Origin of the sequence: Paraburkholderia sejongensis, assembly GCF_020880815.1 — a bacterium.
Classification (GTDB): Bacteria; Pseudomonadota; Gammaproteobacteria; order Burkholderiales; family Burkholderiaceae; genus Paraburkholderia; species Paraburkholderia sejongensis.
In genome coordinates this window covers 31,309-45,120 of the sequence record NZ_JAJITD010000029.1, presented here as the reverse complement: position 1 = coordinate 45,120, position 13,812 = coordinate 31,309, and the positions used below count along the sequence as shown (strand labels likewise).

The window sequence follows — 13,812 nt, the reverse complement described above, 5'->3', positions numbered from 1 at the left end:
AAACCGGTCGCTCACTCAACGTACTGACGATGATTAATCCGTCTTTCGACAGACAAACCTTCCTCTAATACTGTGTGAGGCTTTTGATACTTTTGCTATCCGGTGGCTCCGAAGAACCACCGCTGCATTCCGCATCAAGTGCCCACACTTATCGGCTGTTAGTTTTTAAAGATCGATTCGCTCAACGCGCTGCGCCATTACTTCAACTACCCGGCGCTGCTTCGTTTTGCGTCGCTGCGTCATCAGCGAAGAAGCGAGATTATGGAGATCCAAACACACTCCGTCAAGCCCCTTCTGCAAATTTCTTTTCGGGGACCGCAGCAGGGATGCCTCCCCTATATATAGATGGAGGGTTCGAACACACCGCGCCCTTGTGGGCGTACAGTGCACCTCTATATAGGGTGTAGCCCGCGCAGGCATCCGGCATGCCCACAACAATAGAGATGATGAATTGATGTGCACCGGTGAGCGTTAACCCCCAAGGTCGGCTATAATGCGAGCCGCGCAAAATTTCGCATGTCCATCGGCCCGCTTCCAGCGGGCTCATCTTTTTAGCTCCCCAGAGCACAGCCCAACAACCGCGTTGAGTCACATCAGGTGATGCTGAGCCCTGCTCGAAACGCCTGACGGTAGCGTCTTGCGTCTCATAGCGAAGCCTCTAGAGGAAATTACGTGAACCCTTTTGATCGCGAAGATTCGCAACACGAAGCCGCCGCGTTTACCGCCAAGCTCCCGTCCGGCCGCGCGGCCAAGGGCAAGGGCGCCAACAAAGCGATCCCCTCGGCAGCCGATCTGCCCCCGCAGCAAGCCGAAGAACGTCAGCGTCTGATGCGCGCGCTGATCCAGCTGGGTAAAGAGCAAGGCTACCTGACTCACGCGCAGATCAACGACCACCTGCCCGACAACTTCACGGCGACCGCCGCGATCGACAGCATCGTCAGCGCGTTCAGCGACATGGGCGTGCAGGTCTACGAACAGGCTCCCGACGCGGAAACCCTGCTTCTGAATTCGAACTCGCCCGCGGTGGTGTCGGACGATCAGGCGGACGAAGAAACCGAAGTCGCGTTGTCGACGGTCGACTCGGAATTCGGCCGCACGACCGACCCGGTGCGTATGTACATGCGCGAAATGGGCGCGACCGAGCTGCTGACGCGCGCCGGTGAAATCGCGATTGCGAAGCGCATCGAAGACGGCCTGCACGAAATGGTGCAGGCGATCGCCGCGTGCCCGCTCGCGATCTCCGCGATTCTCGCGAGCGCGCAGCAGGTCGCCGATGGCGAGCTGCGCATCGACGAACTGGTCGACGGTCTGAACGAAGAGACGGTCGCCGCGGAAGAGGAAGCCAGCGCCGATTCGGACAGCGACGAAGCCGCGGACGTGGACTCGGACGACGACGAAGAAGACGACGACGATTCCGGCCCGGCCGATTCGTCGGCGGCGGACGAAGCGCGTCTGAAGCAGCTCACCAGCGACTGCCTCGAAATCTTCGCGCAGGTCGGCATCCTGTACGACGAGATGAACGCAGCGCACACGCGCGGCGACGTCAGCTCGAAGGCCTACCGCCAGGCTCGCGAAGACATCCAGCAACACCTCGCGAAGATCCGCTTCACCGCTCGCACGATCGATCGTCTGTGCGGCGACGTTCAGCAACAGGTCGCGCAAGTGCGCGCGATCGAGCGCAACATTCTGCAGATCGTCGTCTCGAAGGCCGGCATGCCGCGCGAGAAGTTCATCGAGACCTTCGCCGGCACCGAAACCGACCTCGGCTGGACCGAGCGCGCCGCCCGCCTGGGCGCCTCGAGCTACGGCCCCGCGCTCGAGCGTCATCTGCCGGCGATCCAGTCCGAGCAGCAGAAGCTGATCGACATCGAAGCGACCGTGTCGCTGCCGCTCAAGCATCTGAAAGAGGTCAACCGCCAGATGGTCGCGGCCGAATCCAAGATGCGCAAGGCCAAGAGCGAGATGATCGAGGCGAATCTGCGTCTGGTGATCTCGATCGCGAAGAAGTATGTGAACCGCGGCATGCTGTTCCTCGACCTGATCCAGGAAGGCAACATCGGTCTGATGAAGGCGGTGGACAAGTTCGAATACCGTCGCGGCTGGAAGTTCTCGACGTACGCGACGTGGTGGGTCCGTCAGGCCGTCACGCGTTCGTTGGCCGACCAGGCGCGCACGATTCGCGTGCCGGTGCACATGATCGAGACGATCAACAAGCTGAACCGCATCTCGCGCGAAATCCTCCAGCAGACCGGTCAGGAAGCGCATCCGGCCGTGCTCGCGGAACGCATGGAGCTGTCGGAAGAGAAGGTGCGCGGCATTCTGAAGATCGCCAAGCAGCCGGTCTCGCTGGAAACGCCGGTCGGCGACGACGGCGATGCGACCCTCGGCGACATGATCGAAGACGCCGGCGTGTCGTCGCCGGCGGACGCCGCGATGCAGGCCGACCTGCGCGCCGCCATCGACGACGCACTCGACTCGCTGTCGCCGCGCGAAGCGAAGGTGCTGCGCATGCGTTACGGCATCAACACGAAATCGGACCACACGCTGGAAGAGGTCGGCAAGCAGTTCGACGTGACGCGTGAGCGGATCCGTCAGATCGAGAGCAAGGCAATGCGCAAGCTGATGCACCCGAGCCGCGCGGACCGTCTGAAGTCGTTCCTCGATCGTTAAGCTTCTCCATGCGCTTGCCGTGCGCGTTGCACGGCAAGCCGCGTCAAACCTCTTTTCTTGCAAGCAGCGGGATACGCCGGACGACGGCGAATCCCGCTGTTTTTCCTTTCAGGCACCCAAGATAGAACCCATGCGGAACTGCCGCATCGCGCGGCTTCGTTCGACTGCGCGACTCGCTCCCGATACCTGTCGGAGCTCCACTGTTGTCCACAGATTTTGGGCACAAGCTTGTGGACAAGCTGCGCATGACTGCGCTAACTGATTGAGCGGATTGGATTTCCCGGGCGAGCTCCCGGCAGGTCGCTACCCGCTTCAAGACTTGCCGCTCATCGCGCGAACCGCCGCCCGCTGCAGCGCTGCGCCCGTCGGAGCAGCACGCGCCACGCGGCAGCACAGGCGCGACGTCATCGTCAGAACGCACCGCCGTGATCGAGCAGGTTCAACATCCCCTCGCCCGTGAGCGGCGCCGCCTGGGTATTTTGATGCAGCATATGCGGCTCGACCGAACCGCACACCTGCAACGTATCCGCAGCAAAGCGCAGCGTCCGATGCCGCACGATCGGCGCGCCGAAACCGAGCGTGAACACGACGATCGCCAGATTGCCGAATTGCAGCGCGAGCAGACGCCCGACGCTGATCCGGCTGCCGAAGCACAGTTGCGAGCCGAGCGTGGTATTGCCCATCACATGGCGTACCCACGCGGTGACATAGAAACTGCGGATCAACATCACGCCGATAAAAAACAGCGCATAAAACAGGAACAGCGGCGCCAGCGTTGCCACCGACTGCGCGGTGTCCGGCGTGGGCAGATGACCGTCATGCATCGATGCGAGCGCGCTCTTCAGAAACATCGTGAACAACACGACGAGCAGCACCACCGAACCGGCGAAGGTAGCCGCGAACACCCCGTACACCGCCCGCGCCCGCCCCTGGAAATGAAACGGCAGATTGCCGAAGCTGCTCGCGTTGATGCGGCGCTCCGCGAGACGCATCGACATCCACGGCGTCAGCTGGCCGAGCGTCACGATGCACAGCAGCCCGTACAGCAGCGTGCGCACGCCGTAGCCGAGCGCGGAACCGGTCATGCCGCCGCAAATCCCGCCCCATTGGGTGCGGCTGAGCCGATAGCGCTGCGCGCTGTAAAACCCGCCCGCCGCCAGCACGAAGATCAGCGCATACAGCGCGATGACCGGCAACGCGCCGAGCAGCACGCTCCTCGTCAGCATGCGCACCGCGGCGCTCAGCGCCACAGCGCCGACTACCGCGCCGACTACGACCGCCGCCGCGAGCAGAAAACCTTTGAACAACTCGCCGCCGGTGCCGGTGTATTCGAAGCGCTCGTCCTGAAAACGCATATGCGACCAGATATAGCGACGGTTATGGGTGGTCGCCCAGAAGCGGTAAATGCCGAGCGTCAGAATCACCAGCAACAGGTTCTTAAAAAAGATGCCGTAGAGTTCGCCGAGCGTGCCGTCGTAGATCAGCAGCGGCCGTTTTGGCTCGAGTGAATTCATTTGCGTGCCCTCTTCCTCATCATTTAACGTCTTTTTATGCCCGTGAATACATATGCTTCGGGGCGCGCGCCATGCGCGGCCCAAAGCGGCGGGCTATTGGTGCTTCCCCGTGCGAACGCCGGCTCGTGCGGCAAGGATTCTTGCAAACCTTGCCGGTCCGCCTTTTACGAATACGGAACTGCGGGCAAACGGCAGCCGGACGGCGAGCACGATAATTACATGCTTTCCAATCTTTATAAACGGCATTTGCGCATATAAATCACAATTTGCATTACGAGATATAAGCAGAAAGCGAATTTATCCACGACGCATAATTTGAGGATAATAGCCGCGATATTTAAGCGGCATCAATAATTAGAAGTATCGATGTATTGACGTGAGCGGATTTTTCAGGGCATCACGAGCGTCAACTCGCCCGCTGCCGCCGCTGCCGCTGCCGTAATAGTTGACGAATACAGATGGGCGCCCTTGAGCGGCGCCGCGGACGAATAGATCTCCGGCCCGTAGCCGGCGGTGGTTACATCGACGCCGAGAGCGACGCCGGGCGCGACGACGACGTGCAGATCGAGGTCGCCGCCGCTGTCCCACGCGAGCAGCACGCGCAGCTTTGGCTGGGTTTTGCCGTCAAACCATGCGGAAAGCTTTGAAGCCCCGCTACACCACGTTCTTTTCGACGATCGGCCGGTTCTCCAGCACGCGCGCGAAGCTCAACGAACTCAGATCGAGCGTCGTATAACGGCCGTGCAGAACCAGTTCGCTAATACCGCGTCCGGTGGCCGGTCCCTGCTGCAAACCGTGTCCGCTGAAACCGTTCGCGAAGATGCAGTTATCGACATCCGGGTGATGCCCGATGATCGCGTTCTGATCGAGCACGTTGTATTCGTAGTAACCGGACCAGCAGTTCTGTACACGCAGCGCCTCGAATTGCGGCACCCGGTTCGCGAGCGTCGGCCAGATCACGTCGTCGAATAGCGTGTGGTCGACTTCGTCGAGCGGCAGATCGTCGGGGTCGTTATCCGCCGACGGCGACGTGCCGCAGATATACGCATTGCCCTCGGGCCGGAAGTACACGCCGCTCGGGTCGATCAGCAGCGGACAGCGTTCGAGCCTGGCCGGCGACTTCACGTTGAAGATGCTGCGGCGCCGCGCATAGACCGGAAGGTCGATGCCGAGCATCTGCGCGAGCTTGCGCGACCACGCGCCCGCCGCGTTGACGACCACGTCGCACGCATAGGCCTCGCCGTCCGCGGTCTGCACGTGGGTCACGCGGCGGCCGTCGCGATGCAGCGCGGTCACGTCGGCGGCGACATAGCGCGCGCCGAGCGCCTGCGCTTTTTTGCGCAGCGCCTGCACGAGGCCGTAGCCGTCGAACCAGCCTTCGCCGGTTTCGCCGTATGCGCCAGCGACGAGGTCATCGGTATTGAGCCAGGGGAAGCGCGTTTGCAGGCCGGCCCGGTCGAGCAGGCTGATGTCCGCGCCAAGACTGCGTTGCAGCGCGTGGTTCTCGCGCAGCGTCGCTTCGCCCGCGGGCGTCGCGAGAAACAGATAGCCGCCCTCGTGCAGATCGATCGAAGGCTGCGTGCCGTCCACTTCGAGCCGCGCGCCGAGCGAGCGTAGAAACTCGATGCCGAACAACGACATCCGGATCGACAGCGGCGTCGAGAACTGCTGCCGGATCGACGCCGCCGACAACGCCGACGACGAGCGCGCATAAGTCGGATCGCGCTCGATCACCGTGACACCGACCGTCGGGTCCGACAGCCGCAAGAAATACGCAATCGAACTGCCGATCACCCCACCGCCGACGATCACGACTTTCGAACTCACGTGTTGCTCCACGAGTAACGTGGCCGCTCCGGCAACGCCGGACGGCGCAAACGGCTTGCTTGATGAACGCGCGCGACTGCGGGCGCGCGCATTACGGTCAACGCGAACGTCGGGCGACGGCGCGCACGACGCATCGAGATCCGCTTCAATGCCGCGCGCCGCCGCTCAACCCCGCCTAACCCCTGCTCTACGCCGGCAATGCTCAGTCGAGGTTGAAGTCGATCCCCTGCGCGAGCGGCAGCGCCGACGAGTAGTTGACCGTATTGGTCGCGCGACGCATATACGCCTTCCACGCATCCGAGCCCGATTCGCGGCCGCCGCCGGTTTCCTTCTCGCCGCCGAACGCGCCGCCGATCTCCGCGCCGCTCGGGCCGATATTGACGTTGGCGATCCCGCAGTCGCTGCCCGACGCGGACAGGAAGCGCTCCGCTTCGCGCAGGTCGGTCGTAAATACGCAGGACGACAAACCATGATGCGCGGCGTTATTCGCATCGACCGCGTCGGCGAACTCGGCATAGCGCAGCACGTACAAAATCGGCGCGAAGGTTTCCTTCAGGACAACCGCGGTTTGCGACGGCATTTCGACGATCGCCGGCCGCACGTAGTAGCCGCCTTCATGCCCCTTCACCTCGACGCGCTCGCCGCCGAACACCTTGCCGCCCTCGGCCTTCGCCTGCTGCAACGCTTCCTGCATCCGGTCGAACGATTGACGGTCGATCAGCGGCCCCATCAGCGTGCCCTTTTCGAGCGGGTTGCCGATCGGCACGCGGCTATACAGCTGCTTCAGACGCTCGACGGTTTTGTCGTACACGCTGTCGTGCACGAACAGACGACGCAGCGACGTGCAACGCTGCCCGGCCGTGCCGACCGCCGAGAACAGAATGCCGCGCAGCGCGAGTTCGTGATCCGCGCTTTGCGTGACGATGCCCGCGTTGTTGCCGCCGAGTTCGAGCAGCGAGCGGCCGAAACGCTTCGCCACTTCGACGCCGACCTTGCGGCCCATTTCGGTGCTGCCGGTCGCGCTGACGATCGACGCGCGCGGATCGGCGACCAGCTTTTCGCCGACCTCGCGGCCGCCGTTGATCAGCGCGGTGAGACCGGCCGGCGCATCGCCGAATTCCTTCAAGGCATCGGCCAGAATCCTGTTCACTGCGAGCGCGGACAGCGGAGTCTTTTCCGACGGCTTCCAGATCACCGCGTTGCCGCACACCAGCGCGAGCGCCGCATTCCACGACCACACCGCGACCGGGAAGTTGAACGCCGAGATCACCACGCAGGTGCCCATCGGATGCCAGCTCTCGGCCATCCGATGACCGGGGCGCTCGGACGCGATCGTCAGACCATAGAGCTGACGCGACAGACCGACCGCGAAATCGCAGATGTCGATCATTTCCTGCACCTCGCCCATCCCCTCCTGCAGGATCTTGCCGGTCTCCAGCGATACGAGGCTGCCGAGCGCGTGCTTCTGTTCGCGCAGGCGGTTGCCGAGCAGCCGCACCAGCTCGCCGCGACGCGGCGCCGGCACGTTGCGCCACGTGGCGAACGCCGCCTTCGCCTGGGTCAGCGCCGCATCGACCTCGGCCACCGTATTGCTGGCCACACGGCCGATGAGCTCGCCGTTGACCGGCGAATGAACCGCGAGATCGCCGGCTTGCGCGGCTTGGGCGATGCCGAGATCGGCGAGGATGGTGGACGCGTCCATTTGAACCCCTTTAATTTCCGATGCGAAACAAGAGTAAGTTCGGAAACTATACACGCGGGTTTTTATGGCGACAAGAAGGTTCGATGGGGGGTAAAACGCGGCTTGACAGGGGCAGAGAAGTTTCCAGAAGGAAACTTGAAGAAAATCCAGGAAGGTAAGCGGCGGCCCGCGCCCGGCGATCCGCCGCGGACCGTTTCAGACCGTCGCGGTCCGTGGTGAAGTGCTGAAGCCGCACCGGTTCTACACGCGCCCCTCCATTCCTTCACGCCTGCGCCAGACCATCCCCTTCCGCGGCCGTCATCAACCGGTCGACCAGCACCCGCGCGAACGGCGGCAAATCCTTCAGACTGCGCACGCAGATCTTCAGCTTGCGCTCGGCCCACGGATCGTTCAGACCGACGAGCGCGATCTGCATCGTGCGCCGATGCCGCAACGCGACCGATTGCGGCACGATGCCGATCCCGACGCCCGCCTCGATCATCCGGCACGCGGCCTCGAAGTTGCCGACCTGGATGCGCAGTTTCAGACGCGCGCCGAGGCCGTCGGCGGCACTGATGATGAATGCGTGGATCGCGCTCGAGGTCGGCAGACTGACGAAGTTCGCGTCGAGCAGTTGCGAGAAATCGACCGATGCGAGCCGCGCGAACGGGTGATCGAGCGACGTGACCAGCACCAGCCGGTCGTCGCGATACGGCAGCATTTCCAGATGCTCCGCATGCACGTTGCCCGCGACGATGCCGATATCGGTCGCGCTGTCAGCGACGCCCTTGACGATCTCGCCGCTCAGCACCTCGCGCAGATCGATGTTGACGTCCGGGTGATCACGCAGAAAACGGCTCAGCACCGCCGGCATGAATTCGCTGATCGCGGTGGTGTTGGCCCAGATGCGCACATGGCCTTTGATGCCTTCGCCGTACTCCTGCATATCGCCGGCCAGATGCTCGACGCGTTCGAGCACGAGCCGCGCGTGATGCACGAACGCCTCGCCGGCGGGCGTCAGCGTCACGCCCTGACTGTTGCGGTAGAGCAGCTTGAAACCGAGCTGCTCTTCGAGGTTCTTCACGCGATTGCTGGCGGCGGGCGCGGACAAGTGCGAGCGCTCCGCCGCACGCGCGAGATTGCAGGTGTCGGCGATATGAAGGAGCAAACGGAGATCGACGAAATCGAAGTGCATGATGAAAGCTGTTCGCGAAGCCTGTGCGGAGCAAACTTTCATCTTAACCGCCCTACGTGGATCGGACGAATCAGGCCGACTTCTGGACCAGTTCCGCTTGCGGCTGCATGTCGGAGTCGGGGGAAATTTCCTCCAGCGTCTGTTGACTGGTTTCGATGCGCAACGCGAGGATCGCGATGCTCAGCAACAGCAGCACGCCGCCGACCATCGTCAGCACACCCGTCACGCCGAACTGCGTATAGAGCAGCAACGCGACGTACGGCGTCGACATCGATGCCGCGCGCCCGCAGGTGCCGGCCACACCGGTGCCGCGCAAGCGATGCGCGGTCGGGAACAGCTCGGGGATATAGCCGAACAGACCGAGCGTGCAGACCGTGTAGATGGCAGTGACCAGCGCGAAACCGACGACCGCAATCGATACCGGCTCGCGCATCTGCACGTAGATGAAGCCGAGCACGATGGTGGCGAGCGAGAACAGCACGATGCCGTTGCGTCGCCCGATGCGGTCCGTGATCAGATAGCCGACCACCGCGCCGGCCGGTGCGCCGGACGACATCAGCAGCACGAAGCCGAGCGACTGCACGATCGTCAGACCTTCCTTGACGAAGAAGGTCGGCAACCACGCGACGAAGCCATACAGCGACATGTTGATCGCCATGCAGGTCAGCGCGGCGACCAGCGTGCGGCCGATCATCCCGCGCGCGAACAGCGCGGAGAACGGCGCGGCCGGCACTTCGTGGCTGACCACGCGGGCGACCGGCGGCAGTTTGCCGACGCGCGCTTCGACTTGTCGTTCGATCGCCGAGACGGTCGCTTCGGCCTCTTCGAGCCGGCCGACGGTTTCGAGCCAACGCGGCGATTCCGGCATCCGGTGACGCAAAAACCACACGACGAGTGCGCCGATGCCGGCGATCGCGAACATGTAGCGCCAGCCGAGATGCGGGATCACCCAGTAGCCGATCGCCGTTGCGCCGAGCAGACCGGAGTTGATGATCAGCGCGAGCAGCGCGGTCCAGCGGCCGCGCGTGGCGGGCGGCACGAATTCGCACAGCGTGCCGGCGGCGACGACGAGTTCGGCGCCGAGGCCGACACCCATGATGAAGCGCAGCAGGATCAGCCAGTAGATGTTCGGCGCGAAGCTCGCGACCAGCGACGCGATACCGAAGATCGCGAGATTGGCCTGATACGAATAGCGACGGCCGAAGCGGTCGCCGAGATAACCAGACAGGCCCGCGCCGATCATCATGCCCATGAAGGTCGCGGAGATGAAGAACGAGCCGAGGCGCAGGTCGGTGAAGCCGCTTTTGACCATCGCGGCGAGCACGCCGTTGGCGAGGTAGATGTCGAATGCGTCGAGGAAAGCGCCCGCGCCGATCAGGCCGAGGATGTTCCAGTGGAAGCGGGTGATCGGGAGGCGGTCCAGGCGGGCGCCGGAGTTGACTGTTCTGGGGGTTTTGGTCGGGCTGGTTGCGGTTATTGCTGTGGCTGCCGTTGCTGTCGACACGGTTGTCTCCTGTCCTTTCTTTGCTTTCTGTTCTTCATGCTTTGCGGCTTGGGGCTCTGGTGCTTTGCGCGCGGCCCGGGTCTGGGCGCGCTGTGCACGGCTTAGCCCATCCCACTCCCGTTCCATCCTGCCGGTCGGTTGGCAATCAGAGTGCGTCACGTGGACCTGAGTGGGAATTGGTTTTTTTGGAAGTTGGGGTTTCGGTTTGGTTAATGAGGCAATGCTCCGCCGACGTTCACCACCGGACGGTTCTGCCGCGGTAGTCGAGGAACTCGAGGCCGGGACGTCCCTGCTTGGCGATCAGCACCTCGACGATCCCCGGCACGCTCTCTTCAATTGACAGTCGCCCTGCGGGTCCGCCCAGCTCCGTACGTACCCATCCAGGCGCCATCAGCAGCATCGCGCGTCGCGTGTTGGCCTGGCGCGCCGCGAAGCTGCGCATGAACTGGTTCAGTGCCGCCTTGGTGCCGCGATACAGTTCGCGCTGCCCGGACTCGTTGTCGGCGATGCTGCCTTGCCCGGATGACATCACTCCGATCAGACCATCGGCAGGCACCAGGTCGGACAGGCGCTCGACCACCCGCATCGGACCGAGCGCGTTGGTGATCATCAGGTCGACGAAGTCCCCGGTCGAAACTTCGCCGATGGTCTGCGTCGGATCAGGGTTGGTCGTGCCAGCGTTGACGAACAAAATGTCGTACCGCTGGTTCGACAACCGAGCTCGCAGAGTATCGATCTCGTCGGGACGGGTAATGTCCACCGTTTCGATCACGACTGTGCGCGGATTCGCGTCGGCCAAAGCGTGCAGCAAAGGAGAGTGGCTGCCGGCGCGGACGGTGCCGACAACGTTCCACCCTTTCGTCACGAACTGCGCGGCCATCGCGTAGCCGAGACCGCGCGAAGCGCCGATGATCAGGATCGTGGGAGCGCGAGCAGGCAGGGTTGCTTGGGACATGAGTTTTCTCCTGGCCGGTCGAAGTGATGGCTTCATTCTGAAACCCGTGCCCGCTTTGCACCAGACGCGCGAATCGCAAACCACGATTGCATGGAACGCCATGCGTGTTCCGCGATCCGGTATGCTGGGTCAATGTCACGCGTCGATCTCAACCTTCTTACGGCCCTGGACGCGCTGTTGAGCGAGCGAAGCGTCACAGCGGCGGCGCAGCGTCTGAATCTCAGCGTTTCCGCAATGAGCCGCACGCTCGCGCGCCTGCGCGCGGCCACCGGCGACAGGCTACTGCTGCAGGCAGGCCGCTCGCTCGTCCTCACGCCCTATGGCGAACAATTACGCCAACGCCTTGGCCCTTTGACCCTGGAAGCGCAGGCTTTGCTGAAGCCGCCGGAGTACCGGTTCGATGTCGCTGCTCTGGAACACAGCTTCGCGGTGCGAGCGGGCGAAGGATTCATCGATCTGGTCGGCGCCGCTCTGATCGAGCGGATCAGTCGCGCCGCGCCCGGCGTGCAACTGCGTTTCATGCCCAAGCCGGACTGGGATGCGCAGCCGCTGCGGGACGGCACAATCGACCTCGAGATCGGCACGGTCAGGACTTCCGCTCCAGAGATGCGCACGCGTCTGCTTTTTCGCGATCGCTACGTGGGCGCATGCCGCGTCGACCACCCGCTTTTGAGCAACAGCGGTGTGTCAGTCGAAAGCTGGATCGAATTCGGTCACATACTGACTGCGCGTCCCGGAGAAGAATCGAACCCGGTCGATCTGGCCTTGGCGAAGTGTGGCAAGGAGCGCCGAGTACCTATGGTCGTCCCGTCATTCACCAGCGCAATGCAGGTGGCTCGCCGCTCCGACTTGCTCGCTGTCATCCCGCGATCGTGCGTGGGTAATCCGTTCGTACCGGATCACGCTGCCGTAAATGGCTTGCAGTGGTTCGAACTGCCCGTGTCGACGCCCCGTTTCAATGTGTCGGCGATATGGCATCCGCGCCTCGATCACGACCAGGCGCATCGCTGGCTGCGCGCCGAGATTGTCGATGTATGCGTCGCTGCTTATCCACGGGACCCGATCGGACCAAAGTCCGATACACAGTCCGCTCGATAACGCATAGGCTGAAAGCTTCGATCAGGAAGCCGACCTGCGAGACCGTTGCAGGTTGGCCCGCCATGCGAAGTCCCATCGGGGCCGTGCTCACTGTCTTCCTCGCCGAGGCATTGCGGATGAGCGCAGCCGCAGCGAATCGGCGCAACGATACCCGCATCGATTTAGGGGCACATATGACAAAGTTGCTCATCGACGTCGTCATCTTTCTCGCCTCAGCGCTAATTGCCGTACCCCTGTCCGTGCGCCTCGGCTTTGGCGCGGTTCTGGGATATCTGGTCGCCGGCATCATGATCGGCCCGTGGGTTCTGAAGCTCGTGACCGACGTCGACGCCATCCTGCACTTCTCGGAGTTGGGCATCGTGCTGATGATGTTCGTGATCGGACTCGAAATGAGAGTCGATGCGCTGTGGGCAATGCGCCGCACTATTTTCGGCTACGGCACCATGCAGATGACCGTTTGCGCCGCAGCGCTGTTTGCAATTTTCGTGGTGCTGGGATTGCCGTGGCGCATTGCATTGACGGGCGGACTCGCGCTCTCGCTATCGTCCACCGCAATGGTGATGTCAGAGCTGCAACAGCGTGGGTTAATGAATATGCCGACGGGCCGGGCGGCATTCGGCATTCTGCTGTTCCAGGACATGGCGGCCATACCGCTGATTGCGCTGCTGCCGTTGCTCGCGCCCAAGGTCGCCGTCTCCACGGCAGATCCGGGTTGGCTTGTCGCGTTGCAGGCGCTTGCCATGCTTCTTGCCGTGGTCCTCGCTGGCCGCTATCTGCTGCAATTCGTGCTGCGGGTGATTACCAGCATTGAGGTCCCCGAAATATTCACGGCATTCGCACTGCTGTGGATAGTAGGCATTGCATTACTCATGCAGACTGTCCATCTGTCGATGTCCCTCGGGGCCTTCGTCGCGGGAGTACTCCTCGCGGATTCGGATTACCGGCATCAGATAGAAATCGATATGGCGCCTTTCAAGGGCCTCCTGCTCGGGCTGTTTTTCATTGCGGTGGGCACGTCGATCGATTTCGGCGTTTTACTGCGCGAACCCGTTCGTGTCGCGGTCCTTGTCGTGGCACTCGTGAGCATCAAAACGATCGCCCAGTGGCTTCTCGCCAACAGATTCGGCGTGCCGGCTTCGCAACGCTCATACTTTGCCATTTTGCTGTCGCAGGGCGGTGAATTCGCTTTCGTGGTGATGGCGGCGTCACTGGCAGCGGGTGTCATCGATCGACGCCAGTCATCACTCGTTACCCTGGTCGTTGCGCTCTCCATGGTCGCCACGCCTTTGCTGTTGGTCGTGCACCGCCGATTCTCGCTGTCATCTGTCAGTCGTGAGCCGGGATAGATGGCCGTTAGCGAAGCCGCTC

The 13,812-nt window shown here is 62.7% G+C and carries 9 protein-coding genes and 1 pseudogene; 3 read left to right on the top strand and 7 right to left on the bottom strand.

Going from position 1 to position 13,812, the window contains the following annotated elements:
- Nucleotides 1–672: 672 nt before the first annotated feature.
- Nucleotides 673–2,670: an RNA polymerase sigma factor RpoD gene (gene rpoD / locus LJ656_RS33460; RefSeq protein WP_230513726.1), complete on the top strand. Its 1,998-nt coding sequence runs from the start codon at nucleotides 673–675 to the stop codon at nucleotides 2,668–2,670.
- A 410-nt stretch (nucleotides 2,671–3,080) separates the two neighbouring features.
- Here the strand turns inward: rpoD and LJ656_RS33455 are convergent, their stop codons facing one another.
- The 7 genes and pseudogenes from LJ656_RS33455 to LJ656_RS33425 form a co-directional block, all read right to left on the bottom strand.
- Complete coding sequence (locus LJ656_RS33455) at nucleotides 3,081–4,184, bottom strand: YjgN family protein (protein ID WP_230513725.1); 1,104 nt, start codon at nucleotides 4,182–4,184, stop codon at nucleotides 3,081–3,083.
- Nucleotides 4,185–4,601: 417 nt separating this feature from the next.
- A pseudogene (locus LJ656_RS33450) lies at nucleotides 4,602–4,813 on the bottom strand (hypothetical protein); the annotation flags it as partial.
- Between the two features lie 25 nt (nucleotides 4,814–4,838).
- Nucleotides 4,839–6,011, bottom strand: coding sequence for an NAD(P)/FAD-dependent oxidoreductase (locus LJ656_RS33445; RefSeq protein WP_230513724.1), 1,173 nt, complete (start codon nucleotides 6,009–6,011; stop codon nucleotides 4,839–4,841).
- Nucleotides 6,012–6,213: 202 nt separating this feature from the next.
- A complete protein-coding gene (amaB, locus tag LJ656_RS33440; RefSeq protein ID WP_230513723.1) occupies nucleotides 6,214–7,713 on the bottom strand; it encodes an L-piperidine-6-carboxylate dehydrogenase in 1,500 nt (499 codons plus the stop codon).
- A gap of 262 nt (nucleotides 7,714–7,975) precedes the next feature.
- The gene (locus tag LJ656_RS33435) at nucleotides 7,976–8,887 is read right to left on the bottom strand and encodes a LysR family transcriptional regulator (RefSeq protein ID WP_230513722.1); all 912 of its coding nucleotides are present in this window, start codon (nucleotides 8,885–8,887) and stop codon (nucleotides 7,976–7,978) included.
- Between the two features lie 70 nt (nucleotides 8,888–8,957).
- Entirely contained in the window at nucleotides 8,958–10,364 is a 1,407-nt protein-coding gene (locus LJ656_RS33430) for an MFS transporter (protein WP_230513729.1), read from the bottom strand.
- Nucleotides 10,365–10,626: 262 nt separating this feature from the next.
- Nucleotides 10,627–11,346, bottom strand: a complete 720-nt coding sequence (locus LJ656_RS33425) for an SDR family NAD(P)-dependent oxidoreductase (RefSeq protein WP_230513721.1) — start codon at nucleotides 11,344–11,346, stop codon at nucleotides 10,627–10,629.
- Between the two features lie 132 nt (nucleotides 11,347–11,478).
- Between LJ656_RS33425 and LJ656_RS33420 the strand changes: the two genes are divergently transcribed.
- Nucleotides 11,479–12,444: a LysR family transcriptional regulator gene (locus LJ656_RS33420; protein WP_230513720.1), complete on the top strand. Its 966-nt coding sequence runs from the start codon at nucleotides 11,479–11,481 to the stop codon at nucleotides 12,442–12,444.
- 173 nt (nucleotides 12,445–12,617) lie between these two features.
- Nucleotides 12,618–13,790 carry a monovalent cation:proton antiporter-2 (CPA2) family protein gene (locus LJ656_RS33415; RefSeq protein ID WP_230513728.1) on the top strand — a complete coding sequence of 391 codons (1,173 nt, stop codon included), beginning with the start codon at nucleotides 12,618–12,620 and terminating at the stop codon, nucleotides 13,788–13,790.
- The last annotated feature ends 22 nt before the right edge of the window (nucleotides 13,791–13,812 follow it).